The sequence below is a fragment of the Burkholderia plantarii genome (assembly GCF_001411805.1).
Taxonomy (GTDB): Bacteria; Pseudomonadota; Gammaproteobacteria; order Burkholderiales; family Burkholderiaceae; genus Burkholderia; species Burkholderia plantarii.
This window is the reverse complement of sequence record NZ_CP007212.1, coordinates 1,372,523-1,392,000: the sequence shown is the minus strand read 5'-3', so window position 1 is coordinate 1,392,000 and position 19,478 is coordinate 1,372,523. Positions and strand designations below refer to the sequence as shown.

At 71.9% G+C, this 19,478-nt stretch carries 21 protein-coding genes; 7 read left to right on the top strand and 14 right to left on the bottom strand.

Features of this window, described 5'->3' with window-relative positions; translation table 11 throughout:
* Nucleotides 1–5: 5 nt before the first annotated feature.
* Nucleotides 6–812 carry a hydroxyacylglutathione hydrolase gene (gloB, locus tag bpln_RS06025; protein WP_042624420.1) on the bottom strand — a complete coding sequence of 269 codons (807 nt, stop codon included), beginning with the start codon at nt 810–812 and terminating at the stop codon, nt 6–8.
* A gap of 18 nt (nt 813–830) precedes the next feature.
* On the opposite strand from gloB, the gene bpln_RS06020 reads away from it, so the two are divergent.
* The 3 genes from bpln_RS06020 (at nt 831) to dnaQ (ending at nt 2,955) form a co-directional block, all read left to right on the top strand.
* Entirely contained in the window at nt 831–1,643 is an 813-nt protein-coding gene (locus bpln_RS06020) for a class I SAM-dependent methyltransferase (protein ID WP_042624419.1), read from the top strand.
* Nucleotides 1,640–2,089 carry a ribonuclease HI gene (rnhA, locus tag bpln_RS06015; RefSeq protein ID WP_042624418.1) on the top strand — a complete coding sequence of 150 codons (450 nt, stop codon included), beginning with the start codon at nt 1,640–1,642 and terminating at the stop codon, nt 2,087–2,089. Before bpln_RS06020 ends, rnhA begins: the two co-directional genes overlap by 4 nt.
* A gap of 143 nt (nt 2,090–2,232) precedes the next feature.
* The gene (dnaQ, locus tag bpln_RS06010; protein WP_042624417.1) at nt 2,233–2,955 is read left to right on the top strand and encodes a DNA polymerase III subunit epsilon; all 723 of its coding nucleotides are present in this window, start codon (nt 2,233–2,235) and stop codon (nt 2,953–2,955) included.
* A 90-nt stretch (nt 2,956–3,045) separates the two neighbouring features.
* Here the strand turns inward: dnaQ and bpln_RS06005 are convergent, their stop codons facing one another.
* The gene (locus tag bpln_RS06005; RefSeq protein WP_042624416.1) at nt 3,046–3,378 is read right to left on the bottom strand and encodes a YnfA family protein; all 333 of its coding nucleotides are present in this window, start codon (nt 3,376–3,378) and stop codon (nt 3,046–3,048) included.
* 583 nt (nt 3,379–3,961) lie between these two features.
* On the opposite strand from bpln_RS06005, the gene proP reads away from it, so the two are divergent.
* Nucleotides 3,962–5,446, top strand: a complete 1,485-nt coding sequence (gene proP / locus bpln_RS06000; protein WP_042624415.1) for a glycine betaine/L-proline transporter ProP — start codon at nt 3,962–3,964, stop codon at nt 5,444–5,446.
* 202 nt (nt 5,447–5,648) lie between these two features.
* On the opposite strand, the gene bpln_RS05995 is transcribed toward proP, so the two are convergent.
* From bpln_RS05995 to mdcA, 11 genes are all read right to left on the bottom strand, one after another.
* Complete coding sequence (locus bpln_RS05995; protein WP_042624414.1) at nt 5,649–5,861, bottom strand: hypothetical protein; 213 nt, start codon at nt 5,859–5,861, stop codon at nt 5,649–5,651.
* A 185-nt stretch (nt 5,862–6,046) separates the two neighbouring features.
* Nucleotides 6,047–6,676, bottom strand: coding sequence for a glutathione S-transferase family protein (locus bpln_RS05990; RefSeq protein WP_042624413.1), 630 nt, complete (start codon nt 6,674–6,676; stop codon nt 6,047–6,049).
* Between the two features lie 87 nt (nt 6,677–6,763).
* Nucleotides 6,764–7,609, bottom strand: coding sequence for an alpha/beta hydrolase family protein (locus tag bpln_RS05985; RefSeq protein WP_042626479.1), 846 nt, complete (start codon nt 7,607–7,609; stop codon nt 6,764–6,766).
* A 310-nt stretch (nt 7,610–7,919) separates the two neighbouring features.
* On the bottom strand, nt 7,920–8,474 hold the full coding sequence (locus tag bpln_RS05980; protein ID WP_055139459.1) for a phospholipase D-like domain-containing protein: 555 nt from the start codon (nt 8,472–8,474) through the stop codon (nt 7,920–7,922).
* Between the two features lie 212 nt (nt 8,475–8,686).
* Complete coding sequence (locus bpln_RS05975; protein WP_055138320.1) at nt 8,687–9,628, bottom strand: acyltransferase domain-containing protein; 942 nt, start codon at nt 9,626–9,628, stop codon at nt 8,687–8,689.
* Nucleotides 9,625–10,716 (bottom strand): triphosphoribosyl-dephospho-CoA synthase, encoded by a 1,092-nt coding sequence (locus tag bpln_RS05970; protein WP_055138319.1) that lies wholly within the window; start codon nt 10,714–10,716, stop codon nt 9,625–9,627. The genes bpln_RS05975 and bpln_RS05970 overlap by 4 nt, the downstream gene beginning before the upstream one ends.
* Nucleotides 10,713–11,456 carry a malonate decarboxylase holo-[acyl-carrier-protein] synthase gene (gene mdcG, locus bpln_RS05965; RefSeq protein ID WP_055138318.1) on the bottom strand — a complete coding sequence of 248 codons (744 nt, stop codon included), beginning with the start codon at nt 11,454–11,456 and terminating at the stop codon, nt 10,713–10,715. Before mdcG ends, bpln_RS05970 begins: the two co-directional genes overlap by 4 nt.
* Nucleotides 11,431–12,147 carry a biotin-independent malonate decarboxylase subunit gamma gene (mdcE, locus tag bpln_RS05960; RefSeq protein ID WP_055138317.1) on the bottom strand — a complete coding sequence of 239 codons (717 nt, stop codon included), beginning with the start codon at nt 12,145–12,147 and terminating at the stop codon, nt 11,431–11,433. Before mdcE ends, mdcG begins: the two co-directional genes overlap by 26 nt.
* The gene (locus bpln_RS05955) at nt 12,134–13,057 is read right to left on the bottom strand and encodes a biotin-independent malonate decarboxylase subunit beta (protein ID WP_055138316.1); all 924 of its coding nucleotides are present in this window, start codon (nt 13,055–13,057) and stop codon (nt 12,134–12,136) included. The genes mdcE and bpln_RS05955 overlap by 14 nt, the downstream gene beginning before the upstream one ends.
* Complete coding sequence (mdcC, locus tag bpln_RS05950) at nt 13,054–13,371, bottom strand: malonate decarboxylase acyl carrier protein (protein ID WP_042624407.1); 318 nt, start codon at nt 13,369–13,371, stop codon at nt 13,054–13,056. The genes bpln_RS05955 and mdcC overlap by 4 nt, the downstream gene beginning before the upstream one ends.
* Nucleotides 13,372–13,466: 95 nt before the next feature.
* A complete protein-coding gene (mdcA, locus tag bpln_RS05945) occupies nt 13,467–15,113 on the bottom strand; it encodes a malonate decarboxylase subunit alpha (protein ID WP_042624406.1) in 1,647 nt (548 codons plus the stop codon).
* 266 nt (nt 15,114–15,379) lie between these two features.
* Between mdcA and bpln_RS05940 the strand changes: the two genes are divergently transcribed.
* The 3 genes from bpln_RS05940 to bpln_RS05930 all read left to right on the top strand — a co-directional run bounded on the left by bpln_RS05940 (nt 15,380) and on the right by bpln_RS05930 (nt 18,384).
* Entirely contained in the window at nt 15,380–16,228 is an 849-nt protein-coding gene (locus bpln_RS05940; protein ID WP_042624405.1) for a LysR family transcriptional regulator, read from the top strand.
* A gap of 735 nt (nt 16,229–16,963) precedes the next feature.
* On the top strand, nt 16,964–17,209 hold the full coding sequence (locus bpln_RS05935) for a DUF4148 domain-containing protein (protein WP_042624404.1): 246 nt from the start codon (nt 16,964–16,966) through the stop codon (nt 17,207–17,209).
* A gap of 377 nt (nt 17,210–17,586) precedes the next feature.
* Nucleotides 17,587–18,384 carry an AraC family transcriptional regulator gene (locus tag bpln_RS05930; protein WP_055139458.1) on the top strand — a complete coding sequence of 266 codons (798 nt, stop codon included), beginning with the start codon at nt 17,587–17,589 and terminating at the stop codon, nt 18,382–18,384.
* Between the two features lie 30 nt (nt 18,385–18,414).
* Here the strand turns inward: bpln_RS05930 and bpln_RS05925 are convergent, their stop codons facing one another.
* Nucleotides 18,415–19,335 (bottom strand): 3-hydroxyacyl-CoA dehydrogenase NAD-binding domain-containing protein, encoded by a 921-nt coding sequence (locus bpln_RS05925; RefSeq protein WP_055138315.1) that lies wholly within the window; start codon nt 19,333–19,335, stop codon nt 18,415–18,417.
* Nucleotides 19,336–19,478 lie beyond the last annotated feature (143 nt).

Here is a 19,478-nt window from a genome sequence, read left to right as displayed (position 1 = left end):
GCGATTCAGCGGAAGCGGTTCTTCCACTCGCGCATCAGCGTGAACGCGGCGAGCCGGCTCGCCGGCGCCTCGTGCAGTTCGGCCTCGAGCGTCGCCGCGATCGACGCGCTGTCGGCGCGCAGGAACGGATTGACCGCGCGCTCGTGCGCGATGGTGGTGGGCAGGGTCGGCTCGCCGCGCGCGCGACGCGCCTCGGCGCTGTCGCGCCACGCGGCGAGCGCCGCGTTGTCGGGCTCGCAGGCGAGCGCGAAGCGGATGTTCGAGAGCGTGTATTCGTGGGCGCAATGCACCTGCGTGTCGCCGGGCAGCGCGGCCAGCGCGTCGAGCGAGGCCAGCATCTGCGCCGGCGTGCCTTCGAACAGGCGCCCGCAGCCGCACGAGAACAGCGTGTCGCCACAGAACAGATGGGGCGCCGGATGGCCCGCGCCGGCCGCCTGGAAATAGGCGATGTGGCCGCGCGTGTGGCCCGGCACGTCCAGCACCTCGAATTCGAGCGCCGGCTTGCCGATCCGCACGCGCGCGCCGCCCGCGAGCGGCTGCGTGACCTGGGCGATCGCCTCGCCGGCGGGACCGTAAACGGGCACGGGCGTGATCTGCTTCGGGTCAGCGACGAGCGCCGACACGCCGCCGACATGGTCGGCATGATGGTGCGTGAGTAGAATAGCGGCTAGCCGCCAGCCCCGCGCGTCGAGATATCGGCGCACCGGGGCGGCGTCGCCCGGATCGACGGCGACCGCGTCGCTGCCATCCGACACGAGCCAGATATAGTTGTCTTCAAATGCCGGCACCGGCACGTATTCCAGCTCGTTCATGGGCGCGCACTCATCGATATGTCAGACCGTCCGATTATAGACTGGCCCGCCTGGAGCGCTTCGCCGCCCGGCCGCTACGTGCTCGAGTGGGAACAGGCCCAGCTCGACCGCGTGGTGTCCGACGTGTTCGGCTTCCACGCCCTGCAGCTCGGCCTGCCCCAGCTCGATTCGCTGCGCGAGAACCGCATGCCGGGCCGCGGGCTCGTGCTCGATCCCGCCAGCGGCGCGAGCGAGCCGTTCCGCTACCCGTGGGCGGGCGACCCGCCCGGCCCGCACCACGCCCCGGCCGGGCGCAGCACCGTCTGGTGCGACCTGCTCGACCTGCCGTTCGAATCGCAGAGCGTGGACCTGATCGTGATGCCGCACACGCTCGAATTCACCACCGATCCGCACCGCCTGCTGCGCGAGGCCGAACGCGTGCTGATGCCGGAGGGCCGGCTCGTCATCACCGGCTTCAACTCGTTGAGCCTGTGGGGCGCGCGCCAGTCGGTCGGGCGCATCGCGAACCGGCCGTTCGTGCCGGCCGCGCGCGACCCGATCGCGTTCATCCGCCTGAAGGACTGGATGAAGCTGCTTGGCTTCGACATCGAGCGCGGCCGCTTCGGCTGCTATCGGCCGCCGCTCGCCACCGACAAATGGATGACGCGCTACGCCTTCATGGAGGCCGCCGGCGACCGCTGGTGGCCGATCTTCGGCGCGGTCTACATGGTGACCGCCGTCAAGCGCGTGCGCAAGATGCGGCTGGTCGGTCCGATCCGCGTCCGGAAACCCGTTCGCGCGCCCGGCCTCGCGCCCGCCGCGACTCCTACCACTCATCAAGAACACTCATGACGTTGCAACTGATCGACATCTACACCGACGGCGCCTGCAAGGGCAATCCCGGCCCGGGCGGCTGGGGAGCGCTGCTGCGCTTCGGCGACCAGGAAAAGGAACTGTTCGGCGGCGAGCCCGGCACCACCAACAACCGGATGGAACTGCTCGCCGTGATCAAGGCGCTCGAGGCGCTCAAGCGCCCTTGCCGCGTGATCGTCCACACCGATTCGCAGTACGTGCAGAAAGGCATCAGCGAATGGATCCACGGCTGGAAGAAAAAGGGCTGGGTGACCGCCGCGAAGACGCCGGTGAAGAACGCCGACCTCTGGAAGCAGCTCGACGCGCTGGTCGGCCAGCACGAGATCGAATGGCGCTGGGTCAAGGGCCACGCCGGGCACGCCGAGAACGAGCGCGCCGACGGGCTCGCCAACCGCGGCGTCGAATCGCTGTCGCAGCGGGCATGAGCGGGCATCCCGCCGCAAGCCACGCGCGCCGCCCGCGCTCCCAAAGCTCCCCACGCGGCGCGCGTGCGCGTCGCGCCGCGCCGGGTCAATCGCCCGGCGCCGCCCTGCCCGGCCCGCGCGCCGGCACTTTTTGAAGAATCGTCATGCGTCAGATCATCCTCGATACCGAAACCACCGGCCTCAACGCCCGCAACGGCGACCGCATCATCGAAATCGGCTGCGTCGAAATGCTGAACCGCCGGCTGACCGGCAACAATCTCCACTTCTACGTGAATCCCGAGCGCGACAGTGATCCGGGCGCGCTCGCCGTCCACGGCCTCACCACCGCGTTCCTCAGCGACAAGCCCAAGTTCGCCGAGATCGCCGAGGCGCTGCGCGATTTCGTGCGCGGCGGCGAGCTGATCATCCACAACGCGCCGTTCGACATCGGCTTCATCGACGCCGAATTCGAGCGGCTCGGCATGCCGCCGCTGCTCGAGCACTGCGACGGCGTGATCGACACGCTGGTGCAGGCCAAGTCGATGTTCCCCGGCAAGCGCAACTCGCTCGACGCGCTGTGCGACCGGTTCGGCATCAGCAACGCGCACCGCACGCTGCACGGCGCGCTGCTCGACTCGGAACTGCTCGCCGAGGTCTATCTGGCGATGACGCGCGGCCAGGAAAGCCTCGTGATCGACATGCTCGGCGACAGCGCCGGCCACGGCGGCGAGGCGGGCGGCTCGCGCGTGTCGTTTGCGTCGCTCGACCTGCCGGTGCTCGCGGCGAGCGAGCAGGAGCTGGCCGCGCATCAGGCGCAGCTCGACGATCTCGACAAGTCGGTCAAGGGCGCCTGCGTCTGGCGCCAGGAAACGGCGCCGGCCGCCTGAGCGGGCCGGCGGCCTCGCGGGCGCCGCCTGCCCGGCTTTGCCCGGCTTTTGCCCCGCGGCCGCTCCGGCGCGGGGCCCCTCTCTCCTTGCTCAGCCGCGCGGCTGCAGCGCGATCACGGCCATCCCGGCCAGCGCCAGCATTGCGCCGGCCCAATCCCAGCGCGACAGCGCGATCCCGTCCACCACGCGCAGCCAGACCAGCGCCACCGCGATATAGACGCCGCCATAGGCCGCGTAGGTGCGGCCGGCCGCGCTCGGATGCAGCGTCAGCAGCCAGGCGAACAGCGCGAGCGAGACGGCGGCCGGCACCAGCAGCCAGGCGCTGCGCCCGCCCTTGAGCACCAGCCAGGGCAGATAGCAGCCGACGAGTTCGGCCAGTGCGGTCAGAACGAACAATCCGGCGATCCTGATCAGGTCGGGCATGGGAAGCGAAAACGGTAATCGTGAATCGGACGGGAACCGGGTAGCAAGCCGGCGCCAGCGGGAATGCCGCCTGCGAAGCAGGCTTGCCCGCAATCCGCCGGCCCGCGATGATCTCGCGGTGGAGCCCCGCCGGGCGGGGCTTGGCAGGCAATTTGCACGAACTTCTGTCATCGTGCTATCATAGCGACTCTTTCATTATCTATTTCGTTCATTTAGGTTGTCGCTACGAGCGTCCGCGGTTTCCGCCATCGCTTCGTCGCACGAAATATCGATCACAGGCAGGGCGTCCCGTTTCGGCGCGTCCGCTTCGTTTCAACGCCCTTCACAGGGTTTCGTCACCGGTCACGCAGGCGCCATGCCGCGCACCGGTCGCCGTCGGTCCCCCTAGTCAGGCCAGCCCGGCGGCAATCTCATGAGCGCATCGACGCGGCGGCCAATGGCGCGCCGCACGCGGCCCCCTTTCCGACCGGCGTCACCGTGCGCCGACGTTCCGTGCCGCCACGCCGCTGCGCTCCCCGGCAAACCGTGGCGAAACGCGTGCCGCCAGGCCCGTGCTTCGTCCGCTGTCAAAGGAGCCCAAATCTTGACCGCCTCACACGTCAGCCCCGCCGCTGCTTGCGCGTCGTCCACCGACGCCCCCGTCACCGTCAGCGACATCACCGTCGTCGATCAAAGCCTGCTCAAGCGCGCGGTCCGCGCGATGGCCATCGGCAATGCCATGGAATGGTTCGACTTCGGCGTCTACAGCTACATCGCCGTCACGCTCGGCCAAGTGTTCTTCCCGTCCAGCAATCCGTCCGCGCAGCTGCTCGCCACCTTCGGCACGTTCGCGGCGGCGTTCCTGGTGCGCCCGCTCGGCGGCATGGTGTTCGGCCCGCTCGGCGACCGCATCGGCCGTCAGCGCGTGCTCGCCATGACCATGATCATGATGGCGCTCGGCACCTTCTCGATCGGCCTGATCCCGAGCTATCACTCGATCGGCATCCTCGCGCCGGTGCTGCTGCTGGTCGCCCGCCTCGTGCAGGGCTTCTCGACGGGCGGCGAGTACGGCGGCGCGGCCACCTTCATCGCCGAATTCTCGACCGACAAGCGCCGCGGCTTCATGGGCAGCTTCCTCGAGTTCGGCACGCTGATCGGCTACGTGCTCGGCGCCGGCACGGTTGCGGTGCTGGCGGCGCTGCTGCCGCACGACGCGCTGCTGTCGTGGGGCTGGCGCGTGCCCTTCCTGGTGGCCGGCCCGCTCGGCCTGATCGGGCTCTACATCCGGATGAAGCTCGAGGAAACGCCGGCTTTCAAGCGTCAGGCCGAATTGCGCGAGGCGCAGGACAAGTCGCTGCCGAAGATCAAGTTCACCGAGACGCTCGGCCGCCACTGGCGCGCGATGCTGCTCTGCGTGGGCCTCGTGCTGATCTTCAACGTGACCGACTACATGGCGCTGTCGTACCTGCCGAGCTATCTGTCGTCGACGCTGCATTTCAACGAGACGCACGGCCTGCTGCTGGTGCTGCTCGTGATGGTGCTGATGATGCCGATGACGCTGGCCGCCGGCCGCCTGTCCGACGCGGTCGGCCGCAAGCCGGTGATGCTGGCCGGCTGTATCGGCCTGATCGCGCTGTCGATCCCGGCGCTGATGCTGATCCGCACGGGCGAGATGCTGCCGGTGTTCGGCGGCCTGATGATCCTCGGCGTGCTGCTGTCGTGCTTCTGCGGCGTGATGCCGTCGGCGCTGCCGGCGCTGTTTCCGACCGAGATCCGCTACGGCGCGCTCGCGATCGGCTTCAACATCTCGGTGTCGCTGTTCGGCGGCACGACGCCGCTCGTCACGGCGTGGCTGGTCGATCGTACCGGCAACCTGATGATGCCCGCCTATTACCTGATGGCGGCCGCCGTGATCGGCGCGGTGTCGGTGCTCACGCTGCGCGAAACGGCACGCCAGCCGCTGGAGGGCTCGCCGCCCGCCGTCGCCTCGCGCCGCGAAGCGCATGCGCTGGTGCGCGAGCTGCGTGAGCAGGCCTCGAACGACGACAGCCCCAACAACTATCCGAACGTGTCGGCCGCGCGGGCGTAAGCCGCGGCTGCCCCATCCCGTCGCGCCGCTTCATGACACCGCGCCGGCCGTTCCTGGTCGGCGCGGTGTTTTTTATCGAGCGCCGCGCCGCCGCGGCAGCCTCCCGCCCTAAAAACGAACACCCCCGCGCAGGCGGGGGTGTCGTGTCGATCGGTCCGGGACACGCCGGCGGTCGATCCGCCGGCGCGGTACTGCGCGGCGCTCAATGCAGGGTGCAGCCGCGGCAGGCCTGCCGGCAGGCGAGGCAGCTGACGAACGAGCGCGAGCGCTCGACCATCGTGCGCACGCCGCGCCCCGCCACCACGAAACCGACCTGCCCGAGATTGAAGTCGAGCGTCACCATCAGTTGCATCAGCGAGACCATCGGCAGCACGACGGACGGGTGATACAGGCGGTTTTCGATCAGGGTTCTCATGGCGGGCTCCGGCGGCAGGCAACGATTCGACGTAGTGGATTCTACGGATTGCCCTGTCGTCGATAAATGCGCAAACGCCGAAGTCACTTGTTGGCCCGCCTGAACAATCGCCGCTGCGGTCGCCGGGCATCCGCCCGGCTCGGGTGGTCCGCACCGCTTCCGTGGCGGCGCGGCCCGCCAGCGCGTCAGTCGAGCGGCGTGCCGGCGAACTCCGGCAGCGCCTCGGCGCGTTCGGACAGCGCCGCGATGGTCGGATAGCGTGCCGCGTCGACGCCATCCAGGATCGGATGGTCGCCGCGCACGTATTGCGTGAAGCGCCAGACCACGGCCGTCGTGACATCGGCCTGGGTGATCCGCTCGCCGAGCAGCCAGCCGGTGGTGCCGAGGATGCGCGCCTCGAGCGCGCCATAGGCGCCGTCGAGCTGCCCGAGAATCCGCTCGAGCCACGGCTGGTGCTGCTTGTCGTCGGGACGCAGGCCGTATTCGTAGACGATCTGCACCGTCTTCTCGGCCGCCGCCAGCGCGAGCCCGATCAGTTCCAGCGAACGCAGCCGCCCGGCGGCATCGACCGGCAGCAGGCGCCGCTCCGGCTCGACCAGGTGATCGAGGTAATCGACGATCAGCGACGAGTCGAGCACCATGGTGCCGTCGTCGGTCAGCAGCGTCGGCGCCTTCACGACCGGGTTCACCGCCTTGAACGCGTCGAAATGACGAAACACCGACAGCGGCTCGTGCTCGAACGAGAAGCCGAGCAGCTTGGCCGACACCGCGGCGCGGCGTACGTAGGGCGAATCCAGCATTCCGATCAGCTTCATCTGAATCTTTCTCCTGTCAACGGGGATCGGTCAATGTAACAGCGTTGCACCGGCGTATGAGACCGGCCGCCGGGAACTGTCGCGTGCTCAGGCCGCGATGAGCCACGCCACGGCTGATGGCCAGAGCGCGCGGTTGTCGTCGCGGAAATAGCCGTCGCGGCCGATCGGCCGCTGGCCCGCGTGTGGTGCGATCTCACGCAGCTCGACACGAGCGCCCGTGAAGCGGCGATGCAGCGCCGCGACGGCGGCGCGCGGCGAGAACGGATCGTCCTCGACCGCGTAGGCGAGCAGCGGGCCGCGATAGGTCTCGAAGCCGGCGCGCCCCGCCGCGTCGTTGCCGGCCGCCGCGTGCCGGCAGCCGCGCGCCCAGTCGAGCGCGACGCCGGCCGGCACCTCGGCGCCGGCGCCGACGAGACGCCCCGGCACGCGCGAGGTGAAACGGCCCGCGAGCGGCAGCACGCCGTAGGCGAGCAGCGCGAGCACGATGCGCGCCGCGCCGCGCGCATCGGCCCAGCGGCCGGTGCCGGTCGCGATCGTGACGATACCCTCCAGCTGCGCCAGATTCGGCGCGCCGCCGAGCAGCCGGCCGCCCGCGCCGTGGCCGATCGCGAAGTAGCGCGCGCCGGGCGTGCGCGAAACGAGGCAATCGAGCGCGGCCGGCAGATCCGCCTCGCCCCACTGCCGCAGCGTCGCGCGCTCGGGCCGGTCGCCCGGTGCGCGCGAGCCGCCGATGCCGCGATAGTCGAAAGTCAGGACCGGGAAGCCGGCCTCGGCGAGGAACCGCGCGTAGCCGTCGTAACGCGCGCGCGGCACGCCGAGCGCGCCGCTCAGCAGCACCGCGCGTCCGTTCGATCTGCCGGGAATGTGGAGCGAGCCCATCAACGGTCTTCCGTCGCGAGCCGCGAACTGGAGAGTCTCGACCGTGGTCGCCATCATCTGCCTCGTCGTGGGAGCGGCTATTGTGCAAGCGAATCAGGCGCTGCGCCACCGGCACCGCCTGCGCCGGGCCGCGGTCGGCAGGCTGTCGGGCTCGCCGCGAGGGCGCGCCGCGGTGCCTTGGCAAGGCCGGTTCGGCACGTATGGGGCCAGAGCGGCGTGACGGCCGGATGACAGCGGTATCGCCAAATCCACAGGCCACGCGCAACCAGCGCGTCGAGCCGTCCGGATCGCCGTCGGCGCGGTCGCCCGGAATTCCGCGGCCCGGCTCGATTTCAGGTTCGTCGGTGCGGCTCGGCGGCTCCGCTCATCGGCCGCCGGCCAGGCGATAGAGGCGCCAGAACGCATGCGTATAGGTCTGCGCAAACTGCGGCACGCCGCGAAACACGTTCAGCCCGCGCATCGGGCCGCCGGCACGCGCTGCGTCCGCGTTGCCGGTCAACCCGGCCGGCGCGCCGATCGCGACCGCGTCGTCGACGACCACGAACGGCTGGCGCATCAAACCGGGCCGGCTCGTGGACGCAAAACCGATGCCCGCCTCCGCGAGGAATGCTGTGCCGCTGTAGCGCATGCGCATCTGGCGCCCCGAACGGTCGAGCACGACGCGCACCGCCACGCCGCGCGAGCAGGCGTCGCGCAGCGCTGCCGCCAGCGCCGGCGGCACTGAATCGTAGCCGGCCACCAGCACGCGCTGACGCGCGGTGCGCACGAGTTCGACGGCGGGATCGGCGGGCGCGACGTCGGCCGCGAAATAAGTGCTCGTGGCGGTGCCGACGAACGGCGCCGGCAGCGCGAGAACACCGGGGGAAGCGAGGGCGAGGATCGCGACGACGAGCGCGACGAGGCAGGCATGCGGTTTCATCGGGCGCGTATTGTAGTCACGCCGGATCGGGCCGCAAGCGGTTTGCACCGAGCGTGGCGCCGCGACGACGAACCCGCGCGCGCCACTCGACAAAACGGGCCGGCGAAGCGTTGGCTTCGGCGGTGTTGTGATCCCGTGGTGTGCAGCGGCGGCGCCGGCAGGTACCGCGAAGTGGCGAGCGACCGGATCGACGCCCGCGCCGGGCCGACCGGTCAGGCGCCGGTCACCCGCTCCAGCCACGCCCGCACGCCGTCCCACGAGCGAAAATCGGCGAGGCTGCGCGCGGGAATCGACGGATACGCGCCGGACGCCATCTCGGCCAGCGCGCGCCCCGGCCCGAGTTCGACGAACGCGCTCGCGCCGGCCTCCACGCAGGCGGCGAGGCAGGCCGCCCAATCGACGGGCTCGGCAATCTGCCGCGCGAGCTTGTCGAGGCCGCTGCCGTCATCGATCACAACCGCGCCGTCGATGCCGCTGACGAGCCGCGTGCCCGCCGCGCCGCGGCTCAGGCTCACGGCGCCGAGCGCGGCGCGGAACACCGGCACCGCCGAGGCCAGCCGGCGCGTATGCGAGGCGATCCGCACCGGCACCGGCACCACGCGGGCGGCGCCCCGCGCGTGCGCCGCGTCGGCCAGTTCGGCCAGCGCGTCGGCCGCGCCGGCCAGCACCCACGCATCGCCGGGATTGACGATCGCGATCGCGGCGTCGCGCCCGGCGCAAAGCGCCTCCACGGCGGCGCGCCCCAGCCCGCGCACGAACAGCATGCCCTCGTCGCCGGTGCTGGCCGCGTCCATCGCGTCGGCGCGCGCGGCGATCAGGTCGAGCGTGTCGCTCGCGCCGATTCGTCCGGCCACATGCCACGCGGCGATCTCCCCGACGCTGTAGCCGGCCACGCAGCGCCGCCTCGGCAGCAGCGGCGCGAGCCGCGCATGGGCACCAAGTGCATGGAGCGTACAGAGCCGCTGCGCAGCGCCGTTGCCGCGCAACGCGTCGTCATCGGCCGTGCGCACCCAGTCGCGCGGATCGGCGCCGAACCAGCCGGCCGCCTGCGCGAACAGCGGTTCGAGCGAGGCCGGCATGCCGCCCTCGCCGAGCAGTTCGAACATGTCGGGCCCTTGCTGCCCCTGCCCGGAGCACAGCAGCGCGATCGTCATGGCGCCTCGCTGGCGGCCGCGAACAGGCTCATCGCGAGCAGGTCGGCCGCGCCGCCGGGGCTCAGCCGGCGCACGACGAACGCGCGATGGACAGCCTCGGCGCGCGCGAGCCAGTCCGGCGCGCCGATGCCGCCGCGCGCGAGGAAATCGCGCGCGCGGCGCTGCGCGAATGCGAGGCCGCCGGCACCGCCGCGATGCAGCAGGTTCGTATCGGCGACGGATGCGATCAGCGCAAAGCAGGCCTGCACGCGCGCGGCGGGCGCATCACCGGGACGCAGCGCCTGCGCCTCGCACAAGGCCGGCAGCCCGATCCGGTAGACGCTCGGAAATCCGCTCGCGGCCTCCTGGCGCGCGCCGCCGACGCCGTGGCGGCGCACCGCGATCTCGCCATGGCTGTCCGAGGCGCGCGGCCCGACGACGATCTCGGCTCCCCATTGCCGCGCGACGATTTCGCCGAGCGTCGGAACCGCGCCGGAAGGGGAGCCGCCGGGAGCAGATCCCCAGACAGGGGACGCGCCCGAGGCGAATGCGCCGGGAACGGATGCACCGCAGAAGGATCCGCCGGCAGTGGACGCGCTCGAAGTGGATGCGGCGAGGCCGTATGTACCCGGAGCGGACGCACCCGACACCGATGCGTTCAAAGCCGGCGCGCCCGTGCCTGATGCTCCCGGGGCCGGCGCCCTCGACGCCGGCATCCCCGACGCGCGCAGACCCGCTGCCGCACACAGCAGACCGAGCCCGAAGATCGCCCCGCGATGCGTATTCACGCCGCCCGTCGCCGCGAGCATCGCATGCTCGGCGCGCAGGCCGATGCGCCGCAGCACGGCCATCTCCGCGCGCGCGGCGCCGGCCGCCGCGAGCTCGGCCAGATACGGCCGGATCGCGGCCGCGCTGCGCACGAACGTGCCGGCATCCATGTCGTCGTGGCTGCCGGTATCCACCGCGCTGACGAGCCCCGGCTTCGGCCAGGTCTCGACCTCGAGGCGCAGGCAGGTCGCGCCAAGCTCGGCGATCGCCTCGGGCGAAACCGGCGAGGCGGCGGCCCCTGCTCCGACCGGCGCCCATGCCACACGCAGCCCTTGCGTCATACAGCGCCCTCCAGGAACGCGCGCGGCGTCATCAGCACGACCTCGGCCGCCGTCTTCACGACGATCTCGTCGTGCTCGCCGCGCGCCGCATGCCATTCGCGCCAGTTCGCGCCAGCGCCGTCGGCGCGGATCAGCTCACCGTCGATCCGCATCGGCGCAGCCGCGTCGCAGGCGGCAATGCCATCGAGCAGTGCGGCCAGCGCCTCGCGCCCACCGGCCGACCCAGGCGATCCAGCATCCGGCCGACCAGCCGGCAGCTCGAACAGCACATCGAGATCCGAACCCGCCGACAGATAAGTCAGCCCCGTCAACGCCTGCCAGGCGAGACTGCCGAACGCACGGCAACCGACCCGATGGCGGCGCGCCAGCGCGTCGAGCGCGTCGAGCGTCACGCGCCAAGCCTCGGGCGCGGCATCCCGCAACGCGGCGAGCGCGGGCGGCGCCTCACTCGACACGATCGCCTCGACGGGCGCCACCACGCCGATGCGCCGCTTGCCCATCGACGGCGGCAGCGGCAGGCCGAGCGGCACGCCCGGGCTGCCCGCGTCGCACGGTCCGGCGCGCCGCACCATCAACGGCCGGCCACGCGCGGCCCATTCGCGGACCACGGCCGCGTCGTCAGCCGGCAGCGCCAGACGCGCGACGAGCGGCTCGGCGAGCGCCGCCCACGCGTCGGGCGCGACGCGTACGACGCGATGCCGAACCCGTGCGGCCTCAGCCGCCTGAGCGGGCGAGCGCATGGACCCGTTGCGCGATGCGCGCCGCCGCCGGCCTGCCGCCGCGCGCCTCGCCGAGCCGGTCGCGTCCGTCGGCGCGCGCGGCCGGTTCGGCGAGCCAGCGAGCGAGCTGCGCCGCGAGCGGCTGCGCGGGATCGAGCACCGCGTCCACGGCGCCCGTCCGCTCCAGATTGGCGAGGCCCGGTGCGAACACCGCCGTCGATTTCGCCTTCTCTTCGAGCACCTCGAGCGGCAGCTTGGTCACGCGCGCCATCGACGGCAGGTCCATCACGGCCGGCTCGGCCCCCGGCAGCGCGAGCAGCACGCGCGTGGCGAGCGCGGTCGCGATGAACGCGCCGGCCGCCGTGCCGCCGTACAGCAGCCCGATGGTCGGATGGCCGCGCCCGCTCGCGAGCATCAGGCTCTTGGCCAGATGCGACAGGCATTCGTTGAGGCCCAGCAGTTCGTCGCGCCTGCTCATGCGCTGGCTGCCGCTGTCGAGCAGCACGAGGATCGGCGTCGCGCCGCCGCGCCGCACGGTGTCGAGCACGCGCGCCGACAGCCACAGCGCCTCGTCGACACCGACGAACGCGCGGCCGGACACGCCGATCACGTCCACCTGCCGGCCGTCGAGCGTGGCGCGGCCGGCCAGCAGGCCGTCGTCACGGCGGGTCAGGTCGTGATCGAACGAAGCGAGAATCTCATCGAGCGTCATCGCGCCCCTCCTGAAGACGGTCGGCGAGCGCGGCGAAGGTCTCGCCGGGCATCGCGGGAATGGCCTCGGCCTCGGCGTCGGTCGCGCCGAGCCGGCGCCAGACGTCGCGCGCGTCGCCGCAATCGCCGAACGCGGCGAGCCGCGCCTCGAGCCGTGCCTGTTCGGCTTCCAGCACGTCGAGCTCGAAAGCGTGGCGCGCCGCGAGCAGCGCGAGCGCGGCGGCGCGGAACGCGGGCAGCGTGTCGTCGACGAAGCGCTCGACGCCGCCGATCAGCCGGCGATGCTTGCCGCCCATGGTGCGCCAGACCAGCGCGCGGTCCTTCGAATCGAATTCCTCGACGCCGCGGTTGGTCTCGATCACCTCCGGACCCGACACGCTGATGCGCCCGGGCTCCGACACCGCCAGCGCCGAGCAGCACGCGGCCAGCAGGCCGCCGCCGCCGTAGCAGCCGGCGCGACCGCCGACCAGCCCGATCACTGGCACGCCGGCCGCGCGCGCGTCGATCAGCGCGCGCATGATCTCGGCGATCGCGAGCTCGCCGGCGTTGGCCTCCTGCAGCCGCACGCCGCCGGTGTCGAACAGGATCAGCACCGGCGTGCCGAGCTCGCGCGCCGCGCGCAGCAGCCCGGTGAGCTTGGCGCCATGCACCTCGCCGAACGCGCCGCCCATGAAGCGCCCTTCCTGCGCGGCCACCAGCACCGCGCGGCCGTCGAGCGCGGCGCGCCCGACGATCATGCCGTCGTCGAACTGGCGCGGCAGGTCGAACAGCGGCAGGTGCGGGCTCATCTCGCGCTCGGCCGGGCCGATGAACTCGGCGAACGAGTCGGCATCGACCAGCCCGTCGATGCGCTGGCGCGCCGACGCCTCATACCAGCTCGCGCCGGCCGCGATCGGATCGAAACCGTTCATCGCGCGCCTCCCTCGATCGCGCGCACCGCCTGCGCGAGCCGCAGCGCGACCGTGTCGGGCCGCGCACCGCCGTCGTTGATCGACAGCCGCAGGCCGCCCGGCGAGCGCCGCTCGACGAAATCGGCGACCACCGCCTGCCAGACCTCGCCGAAGCCGGTGGCGGCGGTCTGGATGTCGATCTCGCACGCGTTGCCGGGCAACACGCGCTCGACCAGCACCTCGAGATTGCCCGACGCGACCACGCCGACCAGCGCCGAGGCCGCGTCACCCGCCGCGCGCTCGCGCGCGACGTGACGATAATTGAGCTGTTCCATTCGATCCCTCCGTCCTCGGCCGTCCGCGCAGGCGCGCGGGGCCGCGGGTTGTCACGCGACGCGGCGCTTCCCGCCAGCCGCGTCGCGCGGTTCCGTTACCAGTTCCGAAAGCGCGACGGCGGCGCGTAGAGCCCGCCCGACCAATGCACGAGATCCTTCACCGAGCGCGCGGCCAGCAGCCGTCGGTCGGCGTCGAGCGGATCGATGCCGAGATCCTCGGGGCGACGGATCACGCCGCGCTCGCGCAGCCGCTCGACGAGCCGCCGGTCGCGGCCGCGGCCGATCGCGGTGTAGCCCGCCACGCCGCGGATCGCGTGCTCGCGTTCGTCGGCGTCGCGGCACAGCAGCAGGTTCGCGATGCCTTCCTCGGTGACCACGTGCGTGACGTCGTCGCCGTACACCATGATCGGCGCGAGATCGAGCGAGAGCCTGTCGGCCAGGCGCAGCGCATCGAGCTGCTCGACGAACATCGGCACGTTCTTCTCGCCGAAGGTCTCGCCGATCTGCACCACCAGCTTGCGACCGCGCCGCAGCGCCGCCGGGGTGGCCGGATCGGCCTGCTCGCCCGCCTTCAGCCACGGCTCGCTCGGATGGCGCCGGCCGCGCGCGTCGCTGCCCATGTTCGGCGCGCCGCCGAAGCCGGCGATGCGGTTCTCGGTGACGGTCGAGGAATGGCCGGCCAGGTCGATCTGCAGCGTCGAGCCGATGAACATGTCGCAGCCGTACAGGCCGGCCGTCTGGCAGAACGCGCGGTTCGAGCGCAGCGAGCCGTCGGCGCCCGTGAAGAACACGTCGGAGCGCGCGCGGATGTACTCGTCCATGCCGACCTCGGAGCCGAAGCAGTGGACCTGCTCGACCCAGCCCGACTCGATGGCCGGGATCAGCGTGGGGTGCGGGTTCAGCGCCCAGTGCGTGCAGACCTTGCCCTTCAGGCCGAGGCGCTCGCCGTAGGTGGGCAGCAGCAGCTCGATGGCGGCCGTGTTGAAGCCGATGCCGTGGTTCAGCCGGCGCACGCCGTAGGGCTCGTAGATGCCCTTGATCGCGAGCATCGCGGTGAGGATCTGGGTCTCGGTGATCGCGGCCGGGTCGCGCGTGAACAGCGGCTCGACGAAGAACGGCCGGCCCGCCTCGACCACGAAATGCACGCGGTCGCCGGGGATGTCCACGCGCGGCACACGATCGACGATGCGGTCGACCTGCGCGATCACGATGCCGTCCTTGAACGCGGTGGCCTCGACCACGGTGGGCGTGTCCTCGGTGTTCGGGCCGGTGTAGAGGTTGCCGTCGGCGTCGGCGCTGACCGCCGCGATCAGCGCGACCTGCGGCGTCAGGTCGATGAAGTAGCGCGCGAACAGTTCCAGGTAGGTGTGGACGGCGCCCAGCTCGATGCGCCCGCCGAACAGCAGCTTCGCGATGCGCTGCGACTGCGGGCCGGAATAGGCGTAGTCGAGGCGCTTCGCGATGCCGCGCTCGAACACGTCGAGATGCTCGGGCAGCACGATGCCCGACTGCACCATGTGCAGGTCGTGGATCCTGGTGCTGTCGACCTCGGCGAGCGCCGTGGCGAGCAGGTCCGCCTGCTTCTGGTTGTCGCCTTCCAGGCAGACACGATCCCCGGGGCGCAGCACCGCCTCGAGCAAGGCCGTCGCGTCGTCGGCCGCCACCCGCTTGCCGCGCGCGAAGTGCGCGCCCGCCGCGAGGCGTGCGTCGCGCGCTTGCCGCGCGTGATTCCATCCCGTCATTGCGTCTCTCCTGCGATGCGTATCAGGTATCAGGTCGTGACGACGATTCTAAGCCCCGCCGCGCGCGCCATTGATGATGTTGCCCAATGTCACTCAGAGGCCGCGCCGATCGATCCCGCGCCGCCCGCGGCCGTCTTGCCGTAGACTGCTGCGACGGCGCCCGAGCGGGCCGGCCGCCGCGCCCTCCGGCCAACCGGGCGCGGTCCGCCGGCCGCGCGCGCCCTCCGCCGCCGGCCGTCGCCGGCGTCGCTCCACTGGATTCCGCCATGCGTCCGTTACCGCCCGAACTGCTGCGCAGCTTCGTCGCCGTCGCCCAGACCGGCAGCTTCACCGCCGCGTCGGAGCGCGTCAACCTTTCGCAATCCACCGTCAGCCAGCACATCCGCCGGCTCGAGGAACTGCTCGACCGGCCGCTGTTCGAGCGCGACACGCGCAACGTGCGGCTGTCGGCCAACGGCGAGGCGCTGCACCGCTACGCGGGCCGCATCCTGGAGCTGATGGACGAGGCGGTGCTGTCGGTGTGCGGGCCGCCGCTGTCGGGCAAGGTGCGGCTCGGCATGTCGGAGGATTTCGCCTCGACGCACCTGGCCGCCGCGCTCGCCAGCTTCATCCAGCGCAATCCCGAGATCGAGCTGGAAATCGCCACGGGGCTCTCCGGCGACCTGTTCGCCGCGCTCGACGAGGGCCGCCACGACCTGGTGTTCGCCAAGCGCATCGCCGGCAGCCGGCGCGGCCGCGTGATCCGCACCGAGCCGCTCTACTGGTGTACCGGGCCGGGTTCGCCGATCACGGGGCGCGAGCCGGTGCTGCCGCTCGCGCTGCATCCGGAGCCGAGCGTGTCGCGGCGGCGCGTGCTGGAGACGCTCGACGCGATCGGCCGGCCCTACCGGATCGCCGTGTCGAGCAGCAGCATCGCGGCGCTGCGGGCCGCGGCGGCGGCCGGGCTCGGGGTGTCGGCGTTCGCCGGCTATGTGATTCCGCAGGGGCTGGCCCGGCTCGAGGCCGATTTGCCCGCGCTCGGCGACCTCGAATACGTGATCGATCGGCCCGCCTCGGCCTCGCGCTCGGCGCTCGCGCTGGAAGCCACGCTGGTGGCGGCGGCCGCGGAGTTTTGAAGCGGCGTGCCGGGGTTCGCCGGCTGTGTGATTCCGTGCGGGCCGGCCCGGATCGACGCCGATCCGCCCAGGCTCGGCGATCTCGAATACGTGATCGGTCTGCCTGCGTCGGCCTCGTGCCCGAAGCCGCGCCGGTGGCCGCGGTCGCGGAGTTTCGAGCTCGGCGTGCCGGCGTTCGCCGGCCGGTGATTTTGCCGGGGCTGGCCCGGCTCGAGGCCGATTTGCCCGCGCTCGGTGATCTCGAATAGGTGATCGATCGACCTGCGTCGGCGCTCGCGCTCGAAGCCATGCCGGTGGCCGAGGCCGCCGCGCTCCGACACGGCGCGGGGCGCGGCGGCTCGTGCCCGGGGGCGAACGCGCCCGGGCCTGCGGGCGCCCGCTTGACCGGCAATGCGCGTCAATCCGTTCCGCCTCGATGCCGGTGCCGGCTCCGGACGGCGATGCCGGCCTGATACGTCATGCAGCGCAGCACCGCTGCCGGCGGGCCGCCGATGGCGATGCCGCCGGTTCTCCGCGTCCCGCCGTCGGGCGATCGTCGGCATCGCAACGGCGATTCGTCAGCCTCGCTGGCCGATTTTTGGACCGCCATCCCGCAGGATCCCGAAGCGAATCGACAGCTGACGCGCGCGCCATCGTCCGGTCACGGTCCGGGCAGTGTCGGCCGACCAGAATGCGTCGCACCGGCCGCCGCGCAACCCGCGCGGGCGTGCTGGAACGCATTCGAAGGAGCCCCTCATGCGAATTCCGTCCTGTTTGCCGCTGCTATTGGCGGCCGCCGCGCCGTTCGCGCAGGCCCAGACCGCCGCCCCCCGGCCGGCGCCCGAAAAGACCCACGCGCAGGTGGTGGCCGAACTCGTGCAGGCCTATCGCGACGGCACGATCCCGACCAACGACGGCGACTATCCGGCCGGCGACCAGACCGTGCAGATGAACCGCGCGCGCTTCCAGGCCGCGCCGCCGGCCTGGGCGCAAGGCCGCTGAGCGGCGTTGGGCGTTGGGCGTTGGGCGTTGGGCGTTGGGCGTTGGGCGCTGGGCGTTGGGCGCTGGGCGCTGGGCGCTGGGCGCTGGGCGCTGGGCGCTGGGCGCTGGGCGGCGATGATGCGCGACGAGTGACAGCCGCGGCGTGCCTGAAACGCGTCGTCCCGGATCGCATCATGGCGGCCGTCGGCCGTCGCGAGCCGCCGCTCGCAGCCAACGCGGCGGCCGCCCTCGAGCCCGCCGCGAGTCCCCACCGGGCAAGCGGCCCCGACCGCGCGCCGCCCGGACAATCGCCGATTGGCGAACGCGCCGAAACCTCCTACGATTGGCGCGTCCCGCTCGCGGCATCGTGTCGCGCGCTCGTCGCCCGCTCCGTCGCCATGTCCCCGTTCGCCGTTTCCCGCTCGGCCGCGCAGCCGCCCGTCGATCATCTGCCGTTCGAAAACACGCCGCGCCCGGTCGCCGCGATGGCCGCGCGCTATCCGCACGGCACGCTGATCGCGCCGCACCGCCACCGCCGCGCGCAGCTGCTGTACGCGATCGAGGGCGTGATGCAGATCACCGCCGAGACCGGCGCGTGGGTGGTGCCGCCCACGCGCGGCGTCTGGCTCGAGGCCGGCCTCGACCATGCCGTGCGGATGAGCGGCGACGTGCAGATGCGCACGGTATTCGTGGAGCCTTCGGTGGCGCAGCCGCTGCGCGCCCGCACCGGCGTGGTGGACGTGCCGCCGCTGCTGCGCGAGCTGATCGTGGCGGCGATCGACGTGCCGCTCGACTACCAGCCCGGCTCGCGCGACGACCATCTGATGCAGCTGATCCTGGCCGAACTGATCTCGGTGCCGCAGTTGCCGCTGCATCTGCCGTGGCCGCGCGACGCCCGGCTGCGCGCGGTCTGCGACGCGCTGCTCGCGTCGCCGCACGACGACCGCACGGTGGCCGAATGGGCCGGCGACCTCGGCATGTCGGAGAAGACGCTGTACCGCTGGTTCAACCGCGAAACCGGGCTCACGTTCGGGCGCTGGCGCCAGCAGGCGCGGCTGCTGCTCGCGCTGCAGCGGCTCGCGCATGGCGAGAAGATCCTCAGCGTCGCGCTCGATCACGGCTATCGCAGCCAGAGCGCGTTCACGGCGATGTTCAAGCGCCACTTCGGCGTGGCGCCCTCGGCGTTCTACGACTGAGCGCGCGGCCGGCCGCGGCCGGCGCGGCGTTCAGGGCAGGAAGCTGCGGCGGCGCGCCTCGATCAGTTCGACCAGCAGCCGGTCGCGCTCGGCGCCCCACTCGGCGATCGAGCGCCCGCCCTGGATCGCGCGCAGTTCGTCGCCGAGCTGGCGATCGACGCGCGGGTCGAACGACGGCGTGCCGAGATCGTCCCACCAGCTCGTGATCGGCCCGGAGAGATGGTCGAGGAAATGCTCGATGCCGCCGTCGCCGCCGCCGAGGTGATAGGTCAGCGCCTGCCCCATCAGCCCCCAGCGCAGCCCCGGCCCCCACGACACGGCCTTGTCCACGTCGGCGACGCTGACCACGCCCTCGCCCACCAGGTGATAGACCTCGCGGAACAACGCCGCAGCGAGCCGGTTCGCGACGTGGCCGGCCATCTCGCGGTTCAGCACGATGGTGACCTTGCCGAGGCCGTCGTAGAAGCGCTTCGCGCGCTCGATCGTGTCGCGCGAGGTGGCCTCGCCGCCCACCAGCTCGACGAGCGGAATCAGATGCGGCGGGTTGAACGGATGCGCGATCAGGCAGCGCTCGGGGTGCCGCTCGCAGGCGGTCTGGATCGCCGACATCTTGAGCCCCGACGAACTCGAGGCGATGATCGCGTCGGCGCCGAGCCGGGCGTCCATCGCGCGATACAGCTCGCGCTTGACGTCGAGCCGCTCGGGGCCGTTCTCCTGCACGAACCCGACGCCGTCGAGCGCCGCGTCGAGGTCGGCCGAGAAACGCAGCCGCGGCGCGAGCTCGGGCAGGCGCGCCGCGCCGAGCAAGCGCGTGAGCATGGCCTGCAGCCGCTCGTGCGCGTCGGGCGCCGGGTCGCTCACCACGACCTCGAAGCCCTGATCGAGATAGAACGCGGCCCAGCTGGCGCCGATCACGCCTGCGCCGACCACGGCGATCCGTTGGATGTCCATGAACCCGTCTCCGATATCGATGAATGGCGACGATTGTCGCATCGAATCGGGCCGTCGCGTGCGGTCGTTCGTGAGCGATGCGGAGCACCGCGTGCGGCCGGCGATCTGGTTGCATTCACAACGAATCCGCAATGAAAGACGCC